This window comes from Caproiciproducens sp. CPB-2 (assembly GCF_036287215.1).
GTDB lineage: Bacteria > Bacillota > Clostridia > Oscillospirales > Acutalibacteraceae > Caproiciproducens.
In genome coordinates, this window is the sequence record NZ_CP142860.1 from 2335916 (window position 1) to 2358882 (window position 22967).

Annotated in this window: 24 protein-coding genes and 1 pseudogene; 3 read left to right on the forward strand and 22 right to left on the reverse strand. The window is 52.0% G+C overall.

Annotation, left to right across the window (positions count from 1 at the left end; genetic code table 11):
* Position 1: 1 nt before the first annotated feature.
* Positions 2-664 (forward strand): helix-turn-helix transcriptional regulator, encoded by a 663-nt coding sequence (locus VXK30_RS11650; protein ID WP_275713790.1) that lies wholly within the window; start codon positions 2-4, stop codon positions 662-664.
* A 534-nt stretch (positions 665-1198) separates the two neighbouring features.
* On the opposite strand, the gene VXK30_RS11655 is transcribed toward VXK30_RS11650, so the two are convergent.
* From VXK30_RS11655 to VXK30_RS11675, 6 genes and pseudogenes are all read right to left on the reverse strand, one after another.
* Complete coding sequence (locus VXK30_RS11655; RefSeq protein ID WP_275713791.1) at positions 1199-1891, reverse strand: Fic/DOC family protein; 693 nt, start codon at positions 1889-1891, stop codon at positions 1199-1201.
* A 4-nt stretch (positions 1892-1895) separates the two neighbouring features.
* Entirely contained in the window at positions 1896-2069 is a 174-nt protein-coding gene (locus tag VXK30_RS11660; RefSeq protein WP_275713792.1) for a hypothetical protein, read from the reverse strand.
* A 104-nt stretch (positions 2070-2173) separates the two neighbouring features.
* Positions 2174-2701, reverse strand: a complete 528-nt coding sequence (locus VXK30_RS11665) for a M23 family metallopeptidase (protein ID WP_442867967.1) — start codon at positions 2699-2701, stop codon at positions 2174-2176.
* A gap of 48 nt (positions 2702-2749) precedes the next feature.
* A pseudogene (locus tag VXK30_RS17210) lies at positions 2750-3016 on the reverse strand (lysozyme family protein); the annotation flags it as partial.
* A 399-nt stretch (positions 3017-3415) separates the two neighbouring features.
* The gene (locus tag VXK30_RS11670) at positions 3416-3670 is read right to left on the reverse strand and encodes a hypothetical protein (RefSeq protein ID WP_275713794.1); all 255 of its coding nucleotides are present in this window, start codon (positions 3668-3670) and stop codon (positions 3416-3418) included.
* A gap of 8 nt (positions 3671-3678) precedes the next feature.
* Positions 3679-4251, reverse strand: a complete 573-nt coding sequence (locus tag VXK30_RS11675; RefSeq protein ID WP_275713795.1) for a hypothetical protein — start codon at positions 4249-4251, stop codon at positions 3679-3681.
* Positions 4252-4695: 444 nt separating this feature from the next.
* On the opposite strand from VXK30_RS11675, the gene VXK30_RS11680 reads away from it, so the two are divergent.
* On the forward strand, positions 4696-4953 hold the full coding sequence (locus tag VXK30_RS11680) for an AbrB/MazE/SpoVT family DNA-binding domain-containing protein (RefSeq protein WP_275713796.1): 258 nt from the start codon (positions 4696-4698) through the stop codon (positions 4951-4953).
* Between the two features lie 377 nt (positions 4954-5330).
* Here the strand turns inward: VXK30_RS11680 and nspC are convergent, their stop codons facing one another.
* The 12 genes from nspC to VXK30_RS11740 all read right to left on the reverse strand — a co-directional run bounded on the left by nspC (position 5331) and on the right by VXK30_RS11740 (position 16325).
* On the reverse strand, positions 5331-6464 hold the full coding sequence (nspC, locus tag VXK30_RS11685; RefSeq protein WP_442877867.1) for a carboxynorspermidine decarboxylase: 1134 nt from the start codon (positions 6462-6464) through the stop codon (positions 5331-5333).
* Positions 6461-7663: a saccharopine dehydrogenase family protein gene (locus tag VXK30_RS11690; protein ID WP_275713798.1), complete on the reverse strand. Its 1203-nt coding sequence runs from the start codon at positions 7661-7663 to the stop codon at positions 6461-6463. Before VXK30_RS11690 ends, nspC begins: the two co-directional genes overlap by 4 nt.
* Entirely contained in the window at positions 7656-8519 is an 864-nt protein-coding gene (gene speB / locus VXK30_RS11695; protein WP_275713799.1) for an agmatinase, read from the reverse strand. Before speB ends, VXK30_RS11690 begins: the two co-directional genes overlap by 8 nt.
* On the reverse strand, positions 8512-9366 hold the full coding sequence (gene speE, locus VXK30_RS11700) for a polyamine aminopropyltransferase (RefSeq protein WP_275713800.1): 855 nt from the start codon (positions 9364-9366) through the stop codon (positions 8512-8514). Before speE ends, speB begins: the two co-directional genes overlap by 8 nt.
* Positions 9366-10814 (reverse strand): aminotransferase class I/II-fold pyridoxal phosphate-dependent enzyme, encoded by a 1449-nt coding sequence (locus VXK30_RS11705; RefSeq protein ID WP_275713801.1) that lies wholly within the window; start codon positions 10812-10814, stop codon positions 9366-9368. Before VXK30_RS11705 ends, speE begins: the two co-directional genes overlap by 1 nt.
* Complete coding sequence (gene speD / locus VXK30_RS11710) at positions 10811-11593, reverse strand: adenosylmethionine decarboxylase (RefSeq protein WP_275713802.1); 783 nt, start codon at positions 11591-11593, stop codon at positions 10811-10813. Before speD ends, VXK30_RS11705 begins: the two co-directional genes overlap by 4 nt.
* A 424-nt stretch (positions 11594-12017) precedes the next feature.
* Positions 12018-13262 carry an MFS transporter gene (locus VXK30_RS11715; RefSeq protein ID WP_275713803.1) on the reverse strand — a complete coding sequence of 415 codons (1245 nt, stop codon included), beginning with the start codon at positions 13260-13262 and terminating at the stop codon, positions 12018-12020.
* A 142-nt stretch (positions 13263-13404) separates the two neighbouring features.
* Entirely contained in the window at positions 13405-13773 is a 369-nt protein-coding gene (locus tag VXK30_RS11720; protein WP_275713804.1) for a metal-dependent transcriptional regulator, read from the reverse strand.
* A gap of 43 nt (positions 13774-13816) precedes the next feature.
* On the reverse strand, positions 13817-14314 hold the full coding sequence (locus tag VXK30_RS11725) for a MarR family winged helix-turn-helix transcriptional regulator (RefSeq protein ID WP_275713805.1): 498 nt from the start codon (positions 14312-14314) through the stop codon (positions 13817-13819).
* Positions 14315-14734: 420 nt separating this feature from the next.
* On the reverse strand, positions 14735-14992 hold the full coding sequence (locus VXK30_RS11730; protein WP_275713806.1) for an HPr family phosphocarrier protein: 258 nt from the start codon (positions 14990-14992) through the stop codon (positions 14735-14737).
* A gap of 42 nt (positions 14993-15034) precedes the next feature.
* A complete protein-coding gene (locus tag VXK30_RS11735) occupies positions 15035-15859 on the reverse strand; it encodes an HAD family hydrolase (RefSeq protein WP_275713807.1) in 825 nt (274 codons plus the stop codon).
* Positions 15852-16325 carry a PTS sugar transporter subunit IIA gene (locus VXK30_RS11740; RefSeq protein WP_275713808.1) on the reverse strand — a complete coding sequence of 158 codons (474 nt, stop codon included), beginning with the start codon at positions 16323-16325 and terminating at the stop codon, positions 15852-15854. Before VXK30_RS11740 ends, VXK30_RS11735 begins: the two co-directional genes overlap by 8 nt.
* 217 nt (positions 16326-16542) lie before the next feature.
* Between VXK30_RS11740 and VXK30_RS11745 the strand changes: the two genes are divergently transcribed.
* A complete protein-coding gene (locus VXK30_RS11745; protein ID WP_275713809.1) occupies positions 16543-17385 on the forward strand; it encodes a MurR/RpiR family transcriptional regulator in 843 nt (280 codons plus the stop codon).
* A gap of 55 nt (positions 17386-17440) precedes the next feature.
* Here VXK30_RS11745 and VXK30_RS11750 read toward each other — a convergent pair whose 3' ends face one another.
* From VXK30_RS11750 to VXK30_RS11765, 4 genes are all read right to left on the reverse strand, one after another.
* Positions 17441-18379: a class I mannose-6-phosphate isomerase gene (locus tag VXK30_RS11750; protein ID WP_275713810.1), complete on the reverse strand. Its 939-nt coding sequence runs from the start codon at positions 18377-18379 to the stop codon at positions 17441-17443.
* A gap of 3 nt (positions 18380-18382) precedes the next feature.
* Positions 18383-18958: a glucose-6-phosphate isomerase family protein gene (locus tag VXK30_RS11755; RefSeq protein ID WP_275713811.1), complete on the reverse strand. Its 576-nt coding sequence runs from the start codon at positions 18956-18958 to the stop codon at positions 18383-18385.
* 25 nt (positions 18959-18983) lie between these two features.
* Entirely contained in the window at positions 18984-20819 is a 1836-nt protein-coding gene (locus VXK30_RS11760; protein ID WP_275713812.1) for a class I mannose-6-phosphate isomerase, read from the reverse strand.
* A gap of 153 nt (positions 20820-20972) precedes the next feature.
* Entirely contained in the window at positions 20973-22361 is a 1389-nt protein-coding gene (locus VXK30_RS11765) for a PTS transporter subunit EIIC (protein ID WP_275713813.1), read from the reverse strand.
* Positions 22362-22967: the final 606 nt, after the last annotated feature.

The following is a 22967-nucleotide window of genomic DNA, read 5'->3' on the forward strand; positions in this document are numbered from 1 at the left end:
GATGACAAACATTATGGATTATTATAAAAAGCTGATTCCCTTTTTGGGACAGGCTATCGGTTTATCCTGCGAGGTTGCCTTGCAGGACTGTCGGGCGGGCTGTATTGTCGCGATTTCCAACAGTCATATCAGCGGCCGTCAGGTAGGTTCCCCGCTGACTGACCTTGCCCGCCAGATTATCAACAATGGGGCATGGAAAGAACAGGACTATATTGCCGGCTACGAGGGGCGCTCACAAAACGGCCGTTTGCTGCGTTCTTCCACCTTTTTTATTAAAGAGAACGATCAACTGCTTGGCATGATATGCATAAATTACGACACCTCTTGCTTTTCACAGATCAGCAACGCATTGCTCGAACTTGGAGGACTGAAGTATGCGGGCAATCCGGTATTGATTAACAGCGCCGGCGGTGAGGCTGCTCCAAAGGAAACCTTTTTTGATGATTTGGACTATTCCATCAACAGTACGGTAACGGAACTTTTTGGCGATCATATTCCGGAGCACTTCAACCAGGAAGACCGAATCACGATTATCCGCAAGTTAAGCGACAAGGGTGTGTTTCTCGTGAAGGGATGCGTGGGACGCGTTTCCCACTTACTGCGCTGCAGTAACGCCAGTGTGTACCGTTATCTGTCCATCATTGGACGCGAAAGCGAAAAGTAACGCGCATTTGCTGTGCCGCAGGAATCTTTCGATCCTGATTATATCATGTATGTGAAATTTGTTGTGCATAGAGACATCCGAATGGGAAACTCAGAAAGCCTATGATGAAATCCTTTATAAAGTACCTGGATAGTGTTTTTCGTGTGTTCAATTGCCTGATTTTTGATCAAAAAATAAGAGTTTTTATAAACATTTAGATTTTCAATAGTACTTTCTCGAAAATCAGCAAAAGCAGTATTTAGTTCTTCTAATTAAACTTCCAGATTTTTTTATCAACTGAGTGTTTCAAGAACTCAGCAATCACATAGCCCAGCTCATGCGAATCAATTTTGAGCTTCACCGTGATTGTCTTCATGATAAAATTACCTCTTCTTTTTTAAGTTAGATGTGTTCGGCCAGCCGGTCGGGAGCGCCTAAAGCAGAGAAAAAATAACATGTTTTTCAACTGCTGGGCATAAAAAAACCACCGGATTGTTTTCCGATGGCTCTGAATGATATTCTTTATTCTAATGTGATTTCCTGATCTTCCGACTCTTACTGATATTCACTCGATTCATGATAGATCTTTAAGAATGATGCTCCTTTTGGCATCACAAGCCGAATGTATTCTTCCTGCTCTATAGACGATATGGGTGACGTAATCCTTTGAAATAAATCTGTCATTTTACGGTAGTCGCAGTTAAAGGCATCGGCGCTGGCCTCTATCATTTCTCGGCCAGACACATTCGTAAAATCCACTTGATATCCTGCGATCCGTGCCAGGCTTTCTATAAATACTCTCTGTGTTCGCCCATTACCTTCCCGAAACGGATGAATAACGTTGATCTCTCCCAAATAGTAGGCCAGCTTCTCGCCGATCACATCGGTAGGCGTTCCGATCAAATATCGATCTTCCTGTTTTAATTTGTCAAAGACAAGTTTTGAGCCGGATTCAATGTACATGCAGTTGCAGAACTGATTCCCCTTTGAAATGTTCACCGTGCGCAGCTGGCCGGCCCACGAATAAACATCATGAAAAAGGAACCGATGTATCGCCTGTAAATGCTTTAGGTCAAAATCGCCCTTGCAAGGATTTTCTTTGATCTGAGACACACGCATGGCAGTGATTTCCCGTTCAGCTTCATTCAGTGCCTTAGCATCTTGTATGCCCAGCTTATTGATGAGAGTAAAGGAATTGGGATAACAATACTTGCTATCCCAATCGTACTCATATTGATAATCATTCATAAAGTCACCTGAACGGACGAACAGTATGCTTTTTCACAAGCTTTTTTACCATATCGTCATAGGACGTTTTCCCCGTGATACATTCACGCAATCTTTGCTTATCCTGTGCTGTTAAGGGCATACCTTCCATGGCCATCGTGCCATTGACTTCGCCTATTATTTTCTCAATATCTTTCATCGGTCAGCCCTCCTTTTATTAATAATATTATAGCACTTTCCGGCGCATTTATCAAAGAATTTCGGCGAAAATGAGCGCCTAAAGCAGAGAAAAAATAACACTTTCTATTTCAGGAAGCCCATCGGATCAACAGCTTTTCCGTTTTCACGGATTTCAAAGTGGCAGTGGTTTCCGGTGGATTCTCCGGTGCTTCCGACCAGAGCGATCACCTGCCCTTTCTGTACGGTATCTCCTTTCTTCACCAGCAGCTGTGAGCAGTGGCCGTACAGGGAAATTGTGGAGGATGAATGCTGAATTGCGACAACATTTCCATAGCCGCCGTAACCGCCTCCTGTGATTCCGAAATCAGCGAAGATTACCTTCCCGGATTCGCTGGCGTAGATCGGCGTTCCATAAGCTGCCGCGAAATCCACACCCTTATGAAGGGTGTACTTGCCTGTCGTTGGGTTGGAACGGTAACCAAAGGGTGATGAGATCGTGTATTTCCCCACTTTGATCGGATAGCCGAAGATACCGCTTCCGGAGCTTCCGGCCGTGCTGTAATAGCGAAGCACATGGCTGACATAGTTGAACGTCACCATAGCTGTCCCATTCCAGCCGCGCCGCCTGCAGCTGTGAGAATTCGACGGCATTCGCCTGTGTGTAGCCACCTTTTTTCGGCGCCCAGTGTTGATGTATCCATTCCCGAAATTGTAGCCCTGCAGGGCAAGGCTGATTTCCTGAACGTCATCTGGAGATTTGCATTTCGCTGCCCTTAGGCAACTTTCAAAGTATTTGATGCCGATGTTGATCGAATATTCCGGATCGGTGATCCCGTTATGCCTTTGCGGGTATTCCGTATTGAGAGGGCTCTCACCGCACTGCATCGGGTCGTTGCCGGTCCCGCCGCTTTCGTTCTGCATGATGGCCATTACGAGGGAAGCATACTGAGGAATGCCGTATTGAGAACAATATTGCTGATCAGTCCTTCATAAGCGGTTATCTGTTCTGACACAGTGGACGGGCTATAATCCATCAAAAATTGCGAAAGGTTTATCATGTATTCTCGCTCTGACTCGCTGATGGAAATCCGGAAAATAGATTCGATGTTCTGAAAAATCTTCGTGGAATCCGTAACCGGCACTGTGTATTCTTTCATTGTGTAGGTCTTATTTCCGTTCCCGTCCAGAACAGGATTTCCGTCAGCATCACGGACAGGGACCTTCCTGGTCTTCCTCTCGTAAAACGCCCGGATGAGCTGCCCCGAATGTCTTCCTTATCCGGATATCTTGAGTTATCGATTCCGCCGATTACTTTCCATGCCCCCACCTTGGCAAATTTGAGCAGGGCAGATGCCGCGGCGCCCATTATCGGCCACCGGCGTCCCCGAACAGCTCTCTCTTATACGGCGGCGCAATAACATGCAGATGGTATCGTTCGTTTCCGCATTTGAACAGGCAGAAGCCCCGGTTCGGTTCACGGATCAGATTGTATTCACACTGCTGCAGGGATAACAGGCGCTGGAAATCGGCCTCGTCGCAATTTTCACCGGGGTTAAACAGGAAACTGTGTGTTGGAATGCTTAACAGCGGCCGGGTGTATTCCACAATACTCGGCAGCATCAGATCTTCTACATTCTGGCTTGCAATAATGACGCCGGAATCTTTTTGCGGCCGCGCTTCATGAAGCTGCGGATATAGTCGATTGCGATTTTGTTCTGCAGGAAAAGATGCAGTTCGTCCACGGCCAGCTCCGTAGCTCCTTCTGTCAGGAACTTATGGCTCATATAGGAGAAGATGTTAAGGAACATGGCATTTTTCAGGTTTTCGTTGGTGTCCATCATTCCCTTGACGGAGAAGTCAATGAAATCTGCGTTGATGATATTGGTGTGGCCGTTAAAGAAGGTGCTTTCAGAGCCGATGCAGATCGACCGCAGGCTCAGCGTCAGGGAACGGAGAATATCTTTTGTGTACAGCTGACTGCCGGTGTCCTGATAGGTTTCCAGTTCGTGGTGCGCCAAATGAAACAGATCGGAAAGAATGGGATAATCTTCTGACGTGAGCTTGCTGTAATCTGTTTCGTCTGTAATTTTAAAGTTCGCGTAGAGCTTTTCAAGCAGAATTTCCAATGTGTCCAGCTGCTCCGTCGGGAAATCTTTATAGCAGCGAAAAAAATCGCGCAGATAGGCAATATGCTGGCTCAACTGTGTACCTTTCCGGAAAGCGGGCGGCAATCGTATCGTTTGCGGCGCTGCTTGTCGTCGCCCTGGGTGGCGACGCAGATTACTGCGCTGATTATGGCCGGTGCAACCGTCGTTGCCTACATAGTCGGTAAGTTCTTGTGGATGCGGCCAATGCCGGGGCGGCAACGATCGTACAGAGCAGCGCGCCGGTTATTGGTACGGCTGACCCCGCATCTGCAAGCTGCACAGACCGGAGTGGACCAGGCCGCAGAAGTGAAGCAGAATACGGCGCAGACCGGGAACAAAAAACGGAATAGGCATTAAAAACCCTCTGCTGACTTGAATTAGCCGGCAGAGGGTTTTTTAGTTCCAGACGAGATTGATTACCCCACAAATTTGTCTTAGTCCATCGAATTATATAATAGAACACATAAAAATTTAATTTGAAATGCAGGCGATAAATAAATGAAATCTACTGGGGCGATTCGTTATGCTGATACGTTTGGACGCGTTGCATTGCCAAAAAAGTTAAGAATAAAACTCAAAATAAAAGAGCAGGATCCCCTTGAAATTTATGTTGAGAATGGAAGAGTTGTCTTGAAGAAATACAAGCCTGCATGTGTCTTTTGTAACAGTATGCATAAACTCACAACATTCAGAGGCTACAGTATTTGTCGTGAATGTAGGGAGAAAATCAATGCAGTTCAAAATAAGTCAGGATAAAATGGTCCCCCGCTGGCCTATTGGCTGAAGGGGGATTTCCTGATTTAATTCCAATACTTGCACACCCATTTTGTATGTGCTAAACTGTTTGCCATGGAGCATCACCTTTCTTCTGTTTCTTGACGGCTTGAACACTCGTCATTATACCAGATAGGTGATGCTCTTTGCTTAAGCTCTTAATCTCACGCGCGTAGCTCGTGGATTTTTGTTCCTCAAACGACAAGACGTTTGACGAACCTGCTAAAGCAGATTCAAAGGGTCCGCAGATGCGGGCCCTTTTTTCTATGGCGAAGCGATCGGTAAGCAGAAACAGCCGGTGCGAGCCGGGAGAATCCAGTCCTCCTTCGGGAGCGGCCCGGATTGCAGACAAAGCGTTATTAAGACAACCTGTTTTTGAAATCGGCGTACCCGAAGCTCCTGATCACCGTCAGTTCGCCGGTTTGCCTGCGCAGTGCGATGGATGGCAGGCAGATCCCGTTAAAAGTATTGTTTTTTACCATCGAATAGATCGCCATGTCGCAAAAGGCAAGGCGGTCTCCCGGCTTTAAGGGTTGGTCGAAGGAGTAATCTCCAATGACGTCTCCCGCCAGACAGGTAGCCCCCGCAAGACGGTAGGTGTATGCTTTTTCGCCGGCTTTTCCGCTTTCGTAAAGGGGCGGACGGTAGGGCATTTCGATCACATCGGGCATATGGCACGCCGCCGAAGCATCCAGCAGGGCTGTTTCGACACCGTTTTTTACAATATCAAGCACACTGGTTACCAGAAAGCCCGCGTTCAGCGCCACCGCTTCCCCCGGCTCAAGATAAACCTCGGCGCCGTATTTTTCCTGAAAGCGCCGGATACAGGCAATCAGCGCGTCCCGGTCATAATCCGGGCGGGTAATGTGGTGCCCGCCCCCGAAATTCACCCATTTCATCCGCGGCAAAAACGCCCCGAACTTGTCCTCTACCGCCGCCAGTGTTTCGATTAACGCATCGCTGCTTTGCTCGCACAGAGTGTGAAAATGCAGTCCCTCGATCCCCTCAAGCAGGTCGGGGCGAAAGTTTTGGATTGTTACCCCCAACCTCGAACCGGGCGCACAAGGGTCGTAGATACCGTGCTCCTGCGTAGAATGATCCGGATTGATCCGGATTCCGAAGCTTTTGCCGGAAGCAAGCGACTTGCGCTTATACTTTTCCCACTGATGAAAAGAATTGAAGATAATGTGGTCGCAGATTCTTAATATTTCTTCAAAATTATTTTCAAGATAAGCGGCCGAAAAAATATGCGTTTCGCCACCCATTTCTTCGTGTCCCAGTTTTGCTTCAAAAAGCCCGCTCGCAGTGGTTCCGTCAAGATACTGCCCGATCATCGGATAGACCGCAAACATCGAGAAGGCCTTTTGCGCCAGCAGGATTTTGCAGCCGGCCCGCCGGGCGGTGTCGCGGAGGATTTCCAGATTTTTTATGAGAAGCTCCTCATCCACCACATAGCAAGGGGTGGGGAGCGCAAAGATACGGGGATCCATCATTCCACCAGGACGGGGGCAAAGTCCTCGATCCAGGGCAGCCCCCATTGATTGAGTGCGTCCATGAACGGATCGGGGTCAAATTCCTCCATATTCCAGACCCCCGGTTTGTTCCATGTGCCGTTCATTACCAGCATAGCGCCGATCATAGCGGGCACGCCGGTGGTATACGAAATCGCCTGGGAGCCTACCTCACGATAGCATTCCTGATGGTCGCAGATATTGTAGAGGCAGTAGGTTTTATCCTTGCCGTCCTTTTTCCCCTGGAAGATGCAGCCGATGTTCGTCTTGCCGACCGTGCGCGGGCCAAGCGAGGCAGGGTCGGGCAGGACCGCCTTTAAAAACTGCAGGGGTACGATCTCTTTCCCCTCGTACAGAATCGGCTTGATGGAGGTCATGCCCACGTTTTCCAGACACTTCAGGTGGGTCAGATAGCTTTCGCCAAAGGTCATGAAAAAGCGGATGCGGCGGATACCGGGAATGTTGAGGGCAAGGCTTTCGATTTCCTCATGATGCAGCAGGTACATATCCTTGGGCCCTACTCCCGCAAAGTCGTACCGGCGCTTGATCTCCATCGGTTCGGTTTCCACCCAGCCTCCGTCCTGCCAGTAGCTGCCCTTGGCGGATACCTCGCGGATGTTGATTTCGGGGTTAAAGTTGGTGGCAAAGGGATAACCGTGGTCCCCGCCGTTGCAGTCGAGGATATCGATCTCGTTGATTTCATCGAATTGGTGCTTGAGCGCATAGGCCGAGAACACGCCGGTTACGCCGGGGTCAAAGCCGCTGCCCAGCAGCGCGCAGATCCCCGCCTCGCGAAAGCGCTCACGGTAATCCCACTGCCACTTGTACTCAAATTTAGCGGTATCCGGCGGTTCGTAGTTGGCGGTATCGATGTAGTGCGTTTTGGTGGCAAGGCACGCCTCCATAATGCTTAAATCCTGATAAGGCAGGGCCAGATTCAAAACGACGTCGGGCTGAAAGTCCCGGATCAGCGCAACAAGCTCGTCCACCTTGTCGGCATCTACCCGCGCGGTGCGGATCTTGGTTTTGGTACTGCCCTGCAGCAAATCCTTCAGAGCGTCGCATTTGGATTTGGTGCGGCTGGCAATCATAATTTCTTCAAAGGCATCGCTGTTCTGGCAGCACTTGTGGATGGCAACGCCCGCCACACCTCCGCAGCCGATGATCATACATTTACCCATTTTCCATTTCTCCTTTTAGCTGTAATAGCAATTCTCTGACGATTTTACAGGCGGCGGCTGTGGAGGCCCCGCTGTGGTCGTAGTGGGGGGAAAGCTCATTCACATCACAGCCCACAACGTTCAGCCGGTGCAGCTGCAGGACGGCATCCAACAGCTCCTGGAAACCGACCCCGCCCGGTTCGGGAGTGCCCGTGCCGCAAAACACAGAGGGGTCCAGCACATCCAAATCCAGCGAGAAGTAGACGGGTTTTCCCGCCAGACTGGGAAGAAACGACTCAAAATCGTGCAGGTTGAACGGATGAAGGTCGGTATGGGCTCCTGCAAATTCAAATTCGTACCGCTCTCCGCTGCGGATGCCGAACTGGTGGATCCTGCCGTCCCCCATCAGCTTCCAGATCTGCCGCATGACCGTGGCGTGGGAAAGCTCCTCACCCAGATAATCGCTGCGCAGGTCGGTATGCGCGTCAAAGTGGATGACATGCAGCCCGGGATAACGCTCCAGCACCGCCCGTACCGCACCAAGGGTAATCAAGTGTTCGCCGCCCAGCATAACGGGCAGCTTGCCGTCCGCCAGCACCCGCGCGGTATACTCCTGCGTCAGCGCGAGCATCCGCCGGGGATTTCCGAAGGGCAGCTCCAAATCGCCGCCGTCAAAGATACGGCAGTCGGCAAGGTCACGGCCGCAGTACGGCGAGTAGGTTTCAAGCCCAAAGCTTTCGCCGCGGATTGCAGCGGGGCCAAAGCGTGCGCCGGGGCGAAAGGAGGCCGTACCGTCAAACGGCACGCCAAAGAGCGCGATATCCGCCTCGTCATACTGTGCTTCGCAGGATAAAAAGCATTGCAGATTCCTATTCATTTTCGCTCAGTGCCTCCTCGATATAATTTGCCAGATAAAACGAGCCCCTGTGCAGATTGGTATTGTAGTAACGTGTCGGAATGCCCAAGGCGTTCCAGCGTGCCGCATCCAGGTCTTTCAGCGGGTGCGGCCCCTTGGAGGCGAAGCCGAACAGCCACTGTCCCGAGGGATAGGTGGGGATATGCGCCTGATAGACACGCGCCAGCGGAAAAACCGAAACAATCCGCTTATGCGCCGCCTTCATGGCTTTGGCATCCTCGCCGTAGAAGGGGCTTTCGTGCTGGTTGACCATGATCCCGTTCCGGCGCAGCGCTTTCAGGCAGTTGCCGTAAAACTCTTTAGTAAAAAGCACTTCACCCGGTCCCGAAGGGTCGGTGGAATCGACGATGATCAGGTCGTATTCCTCCTCCGCCGAACGGACAAAGCGCAGACCGTCGTTAAAATGCAGCCGGACCTTTGGGTTATCAAACCCGCAGGCGGTCCGGGGCAGATACTGTTTGCAGACGGCCACCACGCGCTGATCAATCTCCACAACGTCGATCCGCTCAATGTCGGGATATTTACCGAGCTCTCTGGCCGCGCCGCCGTCTCCCCCGCCAATCAGCAGCACCCGTTTGGTATCCGGCCCGACCGCCATCGGAACGTGAGTAATCATCTCATGGTAGATAAACTCGTCCCGCTCGGTGAGCATCAGCACGCCGTCCAGTGTCAAAAAGCGCCCGAACTCGGGGGAGTCATACACGGCGATTTTCTGATAATCGCTTTGCTCGCTGTGTAACTGCGCGTTTACCTTGATCGAAAAGCGCACGTTGGGCGTATCATATTCGCTGTACCATAAATCGTCCATCACCCTTCTCCTTTCAGCACGTTCAGGCAGCTTGCATCCATGCTTTCGGGCCCCGTAAGCAAGCAGCCCTTTTCTTTTGCATACCGGATGTATGCAATGATTTCCCCGGTAACACGCTCGCCCGGGCCAAGGATCGGGATTCCCGGCGGATAGCACATCACAAATTCGGCACATATTTTGCCCGCGCACTGTGCGAGCGGAAGGCTCTGCTTATCGCCGTAAAAGGCCGCCTGCGGGGAAAGCACCACATCGGGGCTGATATATTCGCTCTCGGGCATCTCTCTGACAGGGCGCTTGTAAAGCCGCCGGATTTCACCCAGGGCACTGATAAGCCGTTCGATATGCTTGTTTTTATCCCCCAGTGAAATGTAGGCAAGGATATTCCCCAAATCGCCGAATTCCACCTGAATGTCATATTCCTCGCGCAGAATATCGTAGACCTCAATGCCCGCCAAACCCAGAGCACGGGTGTTGACCGAAAGCTTGGTGACGTCAAAATCAAAAACGCTGTCGCCGTTGCACAGTTCCCTGCCGTAGGCGTAATAATCACCCAGCTTGTTGATTTCCTCCCGGGCATACTGCGAAAAGCGCTTGACCTTTTCAAACAGCTCTTCCCCGCGCAGAGCGAGGTTGCGGCGGGAAATGTCCAGGCTGGAAAGCAGCAGGTAAGAAGCGCTGGTGGTTTGGGTCAGATTGATCATCTGCCGCACATAGTGGGCGTTTACATGCTCCCCGCACAGCAGGATCGAGCTTTGCGTAAGCGAGCCGCCCGATTTATGCATGCTGACGGCAGCCATATCCGCGCCCGCCGCCATAGCGGAAACCGGCATATCCTTACCAAAATAAAAGTGCGTACCGTGGGCTTCGTCCACCAGCACTTTCATCCCCTGCGCGTGGGCGAGCCGGGTGATTTGCTTTAAATCAGAGCAGATGCCGTAGTAGGTGGGATTGTTGACTAAAATCGCTTTCGCTTCGGGATGCTCCGCGATCGCCTGTTTGACATCGGCGACCGATATGCCCAGTGCGATACCGATTTTTTTGTCGGTTTGGGGATTGATATAAACCGGCACCGCGCCGCAGAGCACCAGGGCGTTGATTGCGCTCTGGTGCACGTTGCGCGGCAGGATAATCCGCTCGCCCGCCTTCACGTGGGAGAGAATCATCGCCTGCACCGAAGAGGTCGTACCGCCCACCATAAAAAAAGCGTGTGCCGCGCCAAAGGCCTGTGCGGCCAATGCTTCGGCTTCTTGGAGCACCCCCGTGGGATGGCACAGGTTGTCCAGAGGCTTCATCGAATTGACATCGACGGAAAGGCAGCGTTCACCCAAAAACTCGGTCAGCTCCCGGTTGCCCTTGCCCCGCTTATGCCCCGGAACATCGAACGGTACAAGACCGCCGTCCCTCACGCGCTCCAGTGCTTCATAAAGGGGAGCCTGATTTTGTTTCATCGGTCCCCACCCTCCTGATAAATGTTTTCGCCGCTGAAAATCTCGATCATCTCCTGCCGCAGTGCCTGTGTAATGTTCAAACGCAGCTTTGGCGGGATTTCATAAACATCGGAATTAAAAAGGTAGTTCTGCAGAACGATATCCTTGATCAGCATTTTGGTGTGGTAGATATTTGCCTGATAAACGTTGATGTCAATGGCATCATATTTTTTCAGCGTTTCCGGCGTAATGAAATTCTGGATCGAGCTGATTTTCTGGTCGGTAAACAGCTTTTTTCCTTCCACGTCGCGGGTAAAGCCGCGTACGCGGTAATCCATGGTGATGATATCCGAGTCAAAGCTGTTGATGAGAAACTCGAGAGTGGAAAGCGGCGTAATCTCCCCGCAGGTGGCTACGTCGATATCCACCCGAAAGGTTGCAATCGAGGTCCCGGGATGATATTCGGGATAGGTGTGTACGCTGACATGGCTTTTATCCAGATGCGCCACCACTATTTCGCCGCTGAGGTTTTGCACCATGCTTTCTTCGGCGATTAAAAGGGTGACCGACGCCCCCTGCGGTTCGTAGTCCTGCTTTGAAATATTCAGCACCGTCGCGCCGATCATTTCCGTCAGGTGGGTAAGGATCGCGGTCAGGCGCTCGGAGTTGTACTGCTCGTTGATGTATTTGATATAGTCCTGCTGCTCGCGGGGAGTTTTGGCATAACAAATATCATAAATATTGAAACAGAGCGATTTTGTCAGATTATTAAAACCGTACAGGCTTAGCTTATCCGCCATGATAATTCCTCCAAAGATAAAAATAAGTGCGCCACAGTATACTGTGACACACCTATAAAATCAATTCAATATAAACAGCACCGCACGGAACACCACGACTTTTTACATGGATATGCCGTAAGGAGGGATTGCTTTCGTGCTGATGTTTCAGAGTCTATATAGCAAAGAACTTACTTTTACTACTCTTATTGACCGTTTTACAAGTGTGTACCATAGTACACTTCGGGCGAATGAACCCAACAGGCAATTAAGTTGCCAGCTTATAAAAGTTGCGCTTTTAACGCAATCAATAATGCGGATCGCTCCGCGGCGGCAGTCGACCGGGCTGTCCGTAGGCCCTGAACCTCTAAAAAATAGAAGCGGTCAGTAAATTCTCGTCCTATATAGACGACCGTGTTTAGATTATCATGTTATTCGTCTAATGTCAATTATATTTTTTATTGCGGCTTTCATCCGGATTTTTTAGAAGGACGAGCAGGGCGCTGACGCATGTCAGCAGCAGCATTGCGATCCCGGAAACAAAAAACCACAACGAGACTCCCCGCTTTTCGGCAATTGGGCCCGCTATGAGCAGCCCCAAAGGCATAGTCGATGAACTGAGGCTGCTGATCAGGGAAAAGGCGCGCCCCATTTTGTCCGGGGCGATGGTCTCCTGCATATAGGCGATATAAGGGATGTTATACAGGTTGGTGCCGGCCCCGATCAGCGCGCACAATGCCGCGAACACCCAGAACCAGAACATCTCCGCAGGCAACAGGCCGCACAGTAACGAGGATATTCCCATGACAAAAAGCCCCAGATGGATGACCGGGAACTTATTTTTGATGATACCAAACCTTCCCAACAATACAGCGCAGAGCATCATCCCCCCCGCGTAAGCAAAGTTGACCATGCCGGCGTGCCAGGCGTCGGAGCGGAAATAGCCGCTGGTCATGAGCGGATAATAGGTGGAGAGAGGCGCGTAAAACACCAGAATAAAGAAGGTAGCCGCCGTCACGATACACAGCTTCCTGTCCCGGCAGATTGTCGCCGCGCCTTCCTTCATTTCATGGAAAAAGCGCGGTTTTTGCTTTGCCCCTCGTTCCGGATCCGGTATTTTAACAAATAATACCGTGGCGCTGGCTACGAGAGCCCCCGCCAGATCGGACAGCAATATGATCCAAAGAGGCAGGGCGGCATACATGGCCGCGCCCAATACGGGACCCAGCAGAAAAGCCCCCGACTGCAGGAACTGGCTCCAGCCGTTGGCGCGCACCAGTTCCTCCTGCGGCACCAGCATGGGTACTGCGGCCTGAACAGCCGGACTTTGAAACACGTTGCCCACCGCCCGGATCCCCAGTACCGCGCAGACCGACCAGTAAGGCGGATTGCCATACAGGAAAAAGAAGGCGAAAACAAGGGCTGCCAATCCAGTGAAAAGGTCCGCCGCTATCATGACGGTTTTTCGATGAAGGCGGTCGATCCAAACGCCCGCAAAGGGACCGAGAAGAAACTGCGGCAAAAAAGCGAACATGCCGGCGACCGACATCATGATCGGCGATGCCGTTTCCGTGGCCAGCCACCAGATCAGGGAAAACTGCACGGCGGCGCTGCCGATGAGCGATACCGTCTGCCCCGCGGCAATGGTGAGGAAATCCCGTTTCCACTTATTCTGTTGATTTTTCTTCATAGGCACTCCAGTATGATCGTTGAAATACTTCGTCCATGGATAAACGACCATTATGTTTTGAATTGATTATACCATGTTTCCACTCTGAAGTGTCGATCGCCGCCGCAAAAATGCGGCGGAATTTCAACCCGGCTCGGCGTATTCATATCAGTGCCGCCATTTGATTCAATGTCACATCCTGGATTGTATGCTCAAGGACGCAGGCCTCGCTTACCGCCAGAGCTTCGCTGAGGTTCAGTACATTCATTAAAAAGCGCTTGATTGTGTCAAACTTGGCGAGCAGTTTTTGCGCTGTTGCAATTCCCTGATCGGTCAGCCGTATGGGACCGAATTTCTCGTGTTCCACAAATCCTTTTTCCGACAGCTCCGCAACCGCCCTGTTTGCACTCGGTTTCGACACAGACATCCTTTCGGCAATGTCGATAAGCCGGACGGAACTGTCTACCTTGTGCAGGAGGTATATCGTTTTAAGGTAATTCTCAAGCGAAGGGGTTATCGCATTATTGTCCATTCTCTAACCTCCTTACAGGATTCGGGTGGTATGCGCCGTCCTCTTAGCTGTGCCGATTCCAGAAACCATCGTGCCCAAAATGCCCGGATCCGAACTCCTGTTCATTGTCGCCGCGCCAATCGTCTATAATGCGCTCCAGATATTCCCCCAGCTTCGTCTGCTCTTCTTCCGAGAGACAGTCGAATAATGTTTCAAACCCAAGCTGCCTATCGTCCTGAATTTCAGCGTTTCTCCCTTTCTCGGTCAAACGGATAATCATGACCCTCTTGTCATCCTCCGACGGCGTACGCGTGATGTACCCTTTCTGCTCCAGTTTTTTCAGCAGGTCCCCCAAAGACTGGGGACGCATATCCATTAAGTCCGAAAGCTCTTTCTGCGTGATTTCCGGCTTCATTTTCAGCAATTTCAACACCCGTCCCTGACCGCGGTATGGATTCCCCGTCAGGCCGAAAGCCATATGGTTGTGGTGGTGATGCCGGATGAGCAGCCATTGGATTTGCATAAACTGCTCCACCAACCTGCTGTATTTGCTCTCGCTCATCGTTTTTCCTCCTTAGATCGGGCCGTCCGAATTTTATTAAGCTACCTTCATATATTATAAAGGTAGCTTTCTAATTTGTCAACAGTTTTTATCTACAGCAATTCCATTTTAGTTTGCGAGACAAAACACGTTTCTTTCCCGCCTTCGGCGGGGGAGAAACGCAAACTTATTGCAGAATCAACTGGAAATGCTGTAGCCATCTGAATGTACCGTTGGATTTTTCTTTCGCAAAGTGGACAGGTCTGGACACTGAATCTTTTTTACGAAGTTCATAAAGTACAAACAGCAGACACGGAAAACCTGTCTGCTGTTTATGCTCTTCCCCACCGGTAAAAATCCGGAAATCTACTGCTCGGACGTCAGCCGGGCCATGGATTCCCAAACGGGCCGAACGGCATGATCGTGTAAAATGCCGTAAAATCACAGATTCTTTTCGCAAAAATCACGGAGCTGTCTGCTCTCGGTTTCTTCGCCCTCGCCTTCAATCTGAAAGACGACTCCGTCGCCCTTTTTTACCCCGAGATTCATGATCGCGAAAAGCCGTTTGGCGTCCGCCGATTTGCCGTCCGCCGTCATAGTGATTTTGGACACACATTTTTTCGCCGCCTGCGCCAGCAGGCCCGCCGGCCGTGCGTGCAGCCCTTCCTCTGCGGTTACGATATATTCAAACGTTTTCATTTCCTTTTCCTCCTTGATGATTTCCCAGCCGTCCCCGCCCCGCTATCGTAGCAGCTCCGGCGCGAAATGGCGCACGATATCCGTAATCGGCGCATGATTGTTGTCGGTCCCGCGATAGGCTATGTAGGGTTCCGCTTCCGGGGACACGTTCGCGGGCGCCGCGGCAAAGCCCGCCACGCGAAACATGGAAATGTCATTGCTGCTGTCTCCGATTGCCAGTGTTTTTTCCAGCGAAAAACGGAGTCGCTGCGCGGCTTTCTTCAGGCCCGGCCCTTTGCCGCAGCCCGGAGGTTCCATTTCCACACAGCAGGGACTGTGGTAAAGCTCCAGAGTAAGGTCGCCGAATTCCCCTCGCAGTCTGTCCATCTGCTCCGGTAAAAGGGTCGGAATCGACGCCTTTACCACAGGTTCCTCCGGCATGCCTTTCCATTCTTCATAAGACCGGATACCGGAGCGGATAAAAAAATTTTTATGCATTTCCACCGACCGGCCGTCCGCTGAAAGCCTGGGGTCACGCCGGCAGAAATACGGGCTGGCCGAAGTGTAGTAATTGAAATACAGCCCTTCACGCCTGCAAAAGCGATCCAGCCGCTCCAGCTGCCCGGCTGTGAACTGATCCAGGACTTCTCCGGCATCCCGGGAAGGGTCGTACAGCAGGGTTCCGTTGCAGGCGACGACTGCGTCCATCGGCCCAAGCCGCGGCAGATAGAAACGGAACAGGTCGGGATGGCGGCCTGTCGCGATCAGCGTTCGTACGCCGTGTTCCCGAAGCTTGGACAGCGTCTTCAGGTCGTCTGGATGGACATAGCCGCGGTCGTTCAGAAGAGTGCCGTCCAGATCGGTAATAACGGCGCGGAGATCAGTCATCGGCGGCCTCTGCGGATTCGCAGGAAATAATCTCCGACTGCGCTGCGGTCACTTCTCCCAGCCGGATTCTTGGATTTGTAAATCCGGCCAGATTGGTGATAATACAAGGGGAAATCATTCGGAAATTGTTTGATTTGAAAAGCTTGAGATCCATTTTCATAATCCGGTCGCCCCTGCTGACGCGGCTGCCGTCTTCCACATAGCAGGTGAATCCCTTTCCGTTCAGTTTCACCGTGTCTATCCCCAGATGGACCAGCAGCTCGATTCCGTTGTCTCCGGTGATGCATATGGCGTGCAGGGTCCTGGCAATATTGGAGATCACGCCGTCGAACGGCGCCAGCACGAACGGCGATTCGGGGTAAACGGCGACGCCGTCTCCCAGCACTTTCCCGGAAAAAACTTCGTCCGGGACCTCGGTAACAGGGACAGCGCGGCCGGTGATCGGCGAATATACTTTCCTTTCCATGGTTTCTGTTTCCTTTCTTGCGATAAAAATGTCTTCGGCTTCCGCTTTCCTACAAAACGGCTATTATCATGATCCCGCGGAAACCTGTTCAGCATGAATATTTTTTAAAATAGGTCCGTTAGAGAACAATTCCCGTGTATACACCCGGTTAAAAACATGTTACAATAATGGTGGTCCAGCTGTCCAATTATTCAAAGACCAGTCGGAGGTTTCCTTTATGAACTGCCTGACTCGAATCAGTCAATATTACAATTCGTTTACCAAAGCGGAGCGCAGAATTGCGGATTATATTACACAGAATCCCGAGCAGACCGTAAAGCTGAGTATATACGGTCTGGCCAGCGCGGCCGGGGTGGCCCCTTCCACCGTAACGCGTTTTGTCCACAATCTGGAATACAAATCCTTTAACGAAATGCGCATAGAGCTGGTGCGCAACGTGGACGTAAAAACCGTAAACGATTTCAATGAGATTCTTCAGTGGGGCAATAACAAAGACGATCTCAACCAGCATTTTCTACACAATATCACCAGCGTGTGTCAGGAAGCGCTGAACATCAACCGCCTTGAAAAATTCAGGGAGGCCGTGTCCATCATCCACCGCGCCAAACTGGTTTACTTTTTCGGTATCGGGGCATCTTCCCTGATCGTACAGGATTTGCAGCAGAAGCTGATGAAGATGCATAAGTGCTGTATCTACAACATCGACGGAAACTTCGGCACCCAGAACGCCATCATGGCCGGCCCCGATGATGTTGTCGTAGCCGTCTCCTACAGCGGAATCACGCGCGAGGTAAATCTGGCCGTCCAGCGGGCGAAGGAAAACGGATGCAAAGTCATCGCCATTACCCGGTACGGCCACACGACCCTTTCCGAACTCGCCGACATCTGCCTTTTCGTTCCGAACGTGGAGCAGGTGACGAAAGTGGCGGCTATTTTTTCACGGTACGCGCAGCTGTTTATTGTGGACATCCTGTTTCTGAATTTTGTGAACGAGAGCGGTGAGGACCCGGCAAAGATGCTTACGGATTACCGTTCGCTGCTGCTGAGGCTGAAAGAGTAGTCCTGTTTGCGGAGAATACGGCCGGCCCCGAACGGGGCCGGTCTTTTTGATATTCTCAGAACGGGTGCCAGCAGCACAGGATTCTGCAGTTGCCTTTCACTTTACAGGGTTTCCGGTCCGCCGGAAGAAGAATGGTGTGGGTATGATTCATCTGATACCGCCCTTCGGCGGTTTCCACGACGGCGTTCCCTTCCACGGCGGTAAGCGACAGGCAGATGCCGTTGTTTTCCGGCTCCCATTCGTCCGCGACATCCACGATATCCACGCAGAAGCAAGGGTGGCGGATCGCTTCCCGCACGCTGGCGCCGGCGGCCGGTCTGCTTCCCGGCTCGAAGTGCTGCACCTCAGGCTGCAGGGCCGGGTCAAGCACGTCAAACCCCTTTTCCAGATGCAGCTCTCTGCCGCGCCCATAGTCGTACAGGCGGTAGGTGATGCCGCCAAAGCTGCCCGCTTCCAGCGCCAGCATGTTTTTGCCGCAGGCGTGCAGCATCCCGGCGGGAATCATGACGAAGTCTCCCTTTTTCACCGGCACTTTGCGGATATACTGCTCGACGGTGCCGTCGTCGGCGGCTTTGCGCAGCTGCTCTTTGTCCGTTATCGTCGTCCCGGCCACCACATAGGCGCCTTCGTCGCAGTCCAGAACATACCATGATTCCGACTTTTCATAATCGTTTTCCACGCGGCGCGCATACTCTTCAGCGGGATGGACCTGAATGGAAAGATCCTCCCGTGCGTCAATGTAGGCCACACGCACCAGCTGGTCGGCGGGGTCCCCGCCCAGCAGCTCCCCGTGCCGGAGGCCGATCAGTTCGTGAAGGGTTTTGCCGGCATATTCGCCGCTGAGAATTTTGCTTGTCGTGTTCCGGTAGGCGCTCACCTCCCGGCAGATTCCATACTGCTGCCCTTCGGGCGGCGTGATGCCCCGAATATCTGTCAGACGGTTGCCGCCCCAGACACTGACGCAGTAACCGGGAATGGGAAGAATCGGTTCCATTTTTCAGCCCTCCCCGACCCACCGGATTTCTCCGTTGCGCTTATAGCAGCGGAAAGGAAACGGCTTCTGTTCAATGACGGCGTGGTCCTGCTTGGTGGCGGGCAGGCTGCACGCGGCCACGGCCAGAACACCTTCGCCGGAATTGATGATGCGGTGGGCGTACTTGCCGCTGATGTAGTGCAGCGAGCCCGGAAAAACCTTTTCCGCGTAAAACTCGTCCGCGCCGTCCCAGAACAGCAGAAAACCTTCGCCCTGCAGGCCGTAGTAATATTCGTCGCAGTCGCGGTCAATGTGAAAATGCCCGTGCGTCATGCTGTATTCCCCGTCGACGCAGTAAGCTTCCAGATAAGTAATGCCCCACTGCAGATTACCCTTGACGTAGTCGGTGCGGTGGAAATTCTGATTCGCGACGCGGTAGGCAAGCCGGTCGCCGAACGCCGCCAGAGCATCCTCATTTTTGTAAATGCCCTTCAGCTCGCTGATTTTTTTCTGGCGCCAGACAACGTTCTGGCCGGAAAGCCCGCAGTCTTCCCACCATTTCTGTATTCCCTTCGGTTCGCGGATAAAGTCTTCCCTCATGATTTTCCGTTCCTTTCTGAATGCTTCAGTCATCGGTTCTGAGCATGGTCTTGTGGACAACAGCCGGCTGGTAGCCCATATTTTCAATCACATAATCGGTGATGGACGCCGGAACCACAACGATATCCAGGAATTTCTGCCGGTAGCAGAACTCCGGATTGGATTTGGAATAGACCTTCACTTCCTCGCCGTCCACCAGAGTGAGAACGGTAAACTGGCCGTTGTTGGAGAATTCCGCCTTTTTTTCAAGATAAAGCTGCTTGGTCTGATAATACATCAAATCGGTTTTCCCTACAATATATTGTTTCCACCCGTCGCCTTCCCCGTCGGGAATCGGCTCAATGGCGATGTTTTCGCGTACCCAATCCGAGGTGCGTTCGGTACGAAGCACCTTCTCGCCCATCGCGCTGTGAATCGGGCGGAGGCTGCCTTCGGCATCTCGCCGGTTGTAATCGTACATTTTATAGGTATAGGAACCGATGGTGAGCGAACCGAGCTCCAGAATCAGCTGGTTGCGGCCGGAGGCGTGGATGGTTCCGCCGGGGATCATGACCTGACGGCCGGGAACGGAGTCGATGTGGCTGACATATTTGGCATAGTCCAGGTCGCTGCCATCCTTTTCGGACTGTTTCGCCAGCGCGACAAATTCGGCGGGGTCGGCATCTTCGTTGAAGCCGAGGTATGTTTTCGCCCCGTGACCGGTGGCAATGACGTAGTAGGCCTCGTCCTGGCTGCCCTTTTCATTATAATATTCCTTACAGACCGATTCGTAGGGATGTACCTGAACGGACATGTTGCCGCTGCTGTGGTAGGTATCGTCGTAATTAAACCGGATGGGGAAATAGCCGCCGAACCGTTCGGTGCATTTTTCGCCCATGATCGGCAGGGGGCATTTCTGGATGAAGGTAAAGAACGGGAACTCGACTTCGCGGCCGTCCGCGTCGACTACGATGCTGACCTCCATCGGGATCATGTCGAATACCCAGGCGATATTTTTGTATTCGGAAGGCAGCCGTCTGACCTTGCGGATAAATTCGCCGCCCCAGATGCCCTCAAGATAGACGGGCTTGGTACGGAACGGATAGCGGGCAAGGCTCGTCAGGATCGTTTCGAGGTCCTGACCGCTCATCAGCACAAAATCCTCGTCATGGTCGCCGCAGATGTAAAAATCGATTTCATTCTGCGTCAGCAGACGTTTGCGGTTTTTCAGGATAATTTCAAAATCCACGAAATAATTGCGGCGCATCAGTTCCGCAAACGGCCCTGGGGTTTTGTCCCCAACGTTGATCAGCTTCCCCTCGCGTGCCCGGACGGCGGCGGTTTTCGGGGTTACATCAATATAGACCTTCAGGTCCGTCAGAGCCGAAAAGGTCTCTGATGTACTGCCGTACCCGGTAAAAATCATCAGCGTTTTCTCGGGAAGATTCCGCATTTCCTCCAGCAGTTTTTCTGCCTTTCCCCTGTCGATGAAATCGGAGAAGCTTCCCTCGTACAGTTTGCCGAACAGCAGAACGGGGTCTTCCCCGTAATTCAGGGGAAGGCACTCCGCCACCATGGCGTCCAGTTCCTCGACCGGTTTGTAAACCTCGTCCATGGTGCGCAGGACCACCCGGCAGCCGCGCTGCCGTACGGCCTGTGACAGCGCACCCGAAAGGTCGCTGAATTTGGCGGAGGCGTAACCGTCCACAGCCACGACACACCCCGATTTTCCGCTTTCCAGCAGGGAAACGGCCTTTTCAGCAATACACTTCGCGGACTGCACGGTACCGAAAACAATATCCTCCCGGACGGATGCCGGGATGTCGGGACGGTTGATTGCGGTGTGGTCATCATAGGCCAGGGGTTTGAACATAAAACTCATGTTTGCAAAATCCTTTCTAAATTCAATTCAATATTATATCAGGTTGTTGACTGTAACTTCAGTGGCTTGCCGGGAAAGCCCGCTGCCGGAAAAGAGAGTCTCCCGAAGGCCCCCGTTCCGGCATTGGGCCACAAAATATTTTCAGTTCCGGCTTTACAGATCTCCGCCGAATGCGTCAAGCGCCTCTTTTTTCGCGCCGACAGACCAGGTAAACAGGAAGCCTCCGGCGATGGAAAGAGCATAGGCGGCCAGGTACGCCAATGGATTGGTGTTGACAAGAACGCCGAGGATGCCGGAAACGCTGACGGTAACGGCGCCCGAGTGGGGGAAGAATCCGAGGAGAGCCCCGCCCAGAGCGGCGCCGGCGCAGGCCGTAAAGAATACGCGGCCCAGCGGAAGGCTGACGCCGAAAATCAGCGGTTCACCGATGCCGAGGATTCCGGCGGGAAGACCGCCCTTTACGGCAGTCCGCAGGCTTTTGTTCTTCCGGTATTTAAAGAACAGGGCAATGGCCGCGCCCACCTGTCCGCCGCCCGCCATGGAGTCGAAGGCGTAAATAGGTGTGTAGCCAAGCTGCTGGATCAGGGAAAGATGGATGGGAGTAAGGCCCTGATGCATACCCGTCATAACCAGCGGCAGGAACGTGAAGGCAATCACCGCGCCGCCAAGCGGTCCCGCGTTGTTTACCAGCCACAGCAGCACATTGGTGATGCCGGTTGTCAGAACGCCGCATACCGGCTGGATGATGAACAGCGTAGCAAGACCGACGACCAGAATCGCCCCGAGAGAAGGCAGGTGGATTTTCAGGGAATCCGGGCAGTGATCCTTGATCCATTTTTCCACAACGGCAATCAAAGCGCCGGCCGCGAGCGCCGCAAGCGTACCGCCCTTGCCGTTGGTAAAGGTAAGGCCGAAAAAGCCCATCGAAACGCCCGCAAGATTCCCTACGTTTGTGACGATGCCGCCGGCGATCAGGCCGAGATACGGATTGCCGCCCATGACTTTTGCCGCCTGGCAGCCAACCGCAATGTTCAGATACGTAAAGAACGTGGAGCACAGAACCGTCAGCGCCGCCATGAATACGGAGCCGCCGTCCGCGACCGCGGCCGGGTTAAAGGCAGCCGTACCCGTAAGGGTAAACACAAGCACGAAAATCTGCCTGATACCGTAAAGCAGACCGGCTCCGGCGAAGATCGAAACGAGCGGTACGAATACGTTGGAGAAAAATTCAAAAATGCCTTTTGACTTTTTCTTGTGCATCAGTGCTCCGTCCTGTTTCGCTTCCGAATAATTCAGCCCGTCCGTCTGTTTCAGCTCTGTACAGATTTTGTCCGCCATGCCCGGACCGAGAATGACCTGAGGCTCTTCGGGCGTCCCGACGACCCCCATCACTCCCTTGATCTTCAACAGAGCATCCTTTTTCACTTTGTCGGCGTCCCGAACCTGTACCCTCAGTCTGGTCATACAGTTTTCCAGTTCTGCGATGTTTGCCGCTCCTCCAAGACATTCCAGAATTTCCTGTGCTAAGGTCTTTGCTTCCATATGTTTTCCTCCCTACAACTATGTAATTGAAAATCGGATCGGGAACCGCCCTTCGCATCTATTATAACACTTATGAAACAGAATTCCATTATGAATTGAAACAAAATTTTATTTTGTCCATTGGTCGTTTTCCACAGATTTCAGTTTAAATAAATCCAATTTTTAAAATCAATCCTGTAAAATCAGTTTTTACGGGATGCATTTATGAAACTTTATTTTTTATTTGGATTTTTTGTTTCTTCGCCACTCGGTATTTTCTGCCTGAATTCGAACATAGTTCCCTCTATGCACATTTCTTTTTTCCGGCCATCGGATGCTGTGCCCGGAAGCTTACCCTCTCCCCGCCCATACCTCCCGGACAGGAAGGCAACGGATTTATTTTGTTGAATTCGTACAGCATATAAAATAGAATTTTGTTTTATATATTAGTGAAATTTTATTCTATCCATGCTATAATAGCTTTGAAAATTGGTTAAAAGTCTGCCTTTCAAATCATCACGTTCAAGCACTGGTATCCGGTTCCTATTCCATATCGAAAACGCATAGGCCGGCTGAATTTTTACTATTCTATACTATTTACAGCAATTCCATCTCAGTTTGCGGGAC

Coding starts and splice junctions, on each gene's coding strand:
- VXK30_RS11650 (WP_275713790.1), top strand. CDS start 2: ATGACAAACATTATGGATTATTATAAAAAGCTGATTCCCTTTTTGGGA.
- VXK30_RS11655 (WP_275713791.1), bottom strand. CDS start 1,891: ATGAATGATTATCAATATGAGTACGATTGGGATAGCAAGTATTGTTAT.
- VXK30_RS11660 (WP_275713792.1), bottom strand. CDS start 2,069: ATGAAAGATATTGAGAAAATAATAGGCGAAGTCAATGGCACGATGGCC.
- VXK30_RS11665 (WP_442867967.1), bottom strand. CDS start 2,701: ATGCCGTCGAATTCTCACAGCTGCAGGCGGCGCGGCTGGAATGGGACA.
- VXK30_RS11670 (WP_275713794.1), bottom strand. CDS start 3,670: ATGCTGCCGAGTATTGTGGAATACACCCGGCCGCTGTTAAGCATTCCA.
- VXK30_RS11680 (WP_275713796.1), top strand. CDS start 4,696: ATGAAATCTACTGGGGCGATTCGTTATGCTGATACGTTTGGACGCGTT.
- nspC (WP_442877867.1), bottom strand. CDS start 6,464: ATGATGGATCCCCGTATCTTTGCGCTCCCCACCCCTTGCTATGTGGTG.
- VXK30_RS11690 (WP_275713798.1), bottom strand. CDS start 7,663: ATGGGTAAATGTATGATCATCGGCTGCGGAGGTGTGGCGGGCGTTGCC.
- speB (WP_275713799.1), bottom strand. CDS start 8,519: ATGAATAGGAATCTGCAATGCTTTTTATCCTGCGAAGCACAGTATGAC.
- speE (WP_275713800.1), bottom strand. CDS start 9,366: ATGGACGATTTATGGTACAGCGAATATGATACGCCCAACGTGCGCTTT.
- VXK30_RS11705 (WP_275713801.1), bottom strand. CDS start 10,814: ATGAAACAAAATCAGGCTCCCCTTTATGAAGCACTGGAGCGCGTGAGG.
- speD (WP_275713802.1), bottom strand. CDS start 11,593: ATGGCGGATAAGCTAAGCCTGTACGGTTTTAATAATCTGACAAAATCG.
- VXK30_RS11715 (WP_275713803.1), bottom strand. CDS start 13,262: ATGAAGAAAAATCAACAGAATAAGTGGAAACGGGATTTCCTCACCATT.
- VXK30_RS11720 (WP_275713804.1), bottom strand. CDS start 13,773: ATGGACAATAATGCGATAACCCCTTCGCTTGAGAATTACCTTAAAACG.
- VXK30_RS11725 (WP_275713805.1), bottom strand. CDS start 14,314: ATGAGCGAGAGCAAATACAGCAGGTTGGTGGAGCAGTTTATGCAAATC.
- VXK30_RS11730 (WP_275713806.1), bottom strand. CDS start 14,992: ATGAAAACGTTTGAATATATCGTAACCGCAGAGGAAGGGCTGCACGCA.
- VXK30_RS11735 (WP_275713807.1), bottom strand. CDS start 15,859: ATGACTGATCTCCGCGCCGTTATTACCGATCTGGACGGCACTCTTCTG.
- VXK30_RS11740 (WP_275713808.1), bottom strand. CDS start 16,325: ATGGAAAGGAAAGTATATTCGCCGATCACCGGCCGCGCTGTCCCTGTT.
- VXK30_RS11745 (WP_275713809.1), top strand. CDS start 16,543: ATGAACTGCCTGACTCGAATCAGTCAATATTACAATTCGTTTACCAAA.
- VXK30_RS11750 (WP_275713810.1), bottom strand. CDS start 18,379: ATGGAACCGATTCTTCCCATTCCCGGTTACTGCGTCAGTGTCTGGGGC.
- VXK30_RS11755 (WP_275713811.1), bottom strand. CDS start 18,958: ATGAGGGAAGACTTTATCCGCGAACCGAAGGGAATACAGAAATGGTGG.
- VXK30_RS11760 (WP_275713812.1), bottom strand. CDS start 20,819: ATGAGTTTTATGTTCAAACCCCTGGCCTATGATGACCACACCGCAATC.
- VXK30_RS11765 (WP_275713813.1), bottom strand. CDS start 22,361: ATGGAAGCAAAGACCTTAGCACAGGAAATTCTGGAATGTCTTGGAGGA.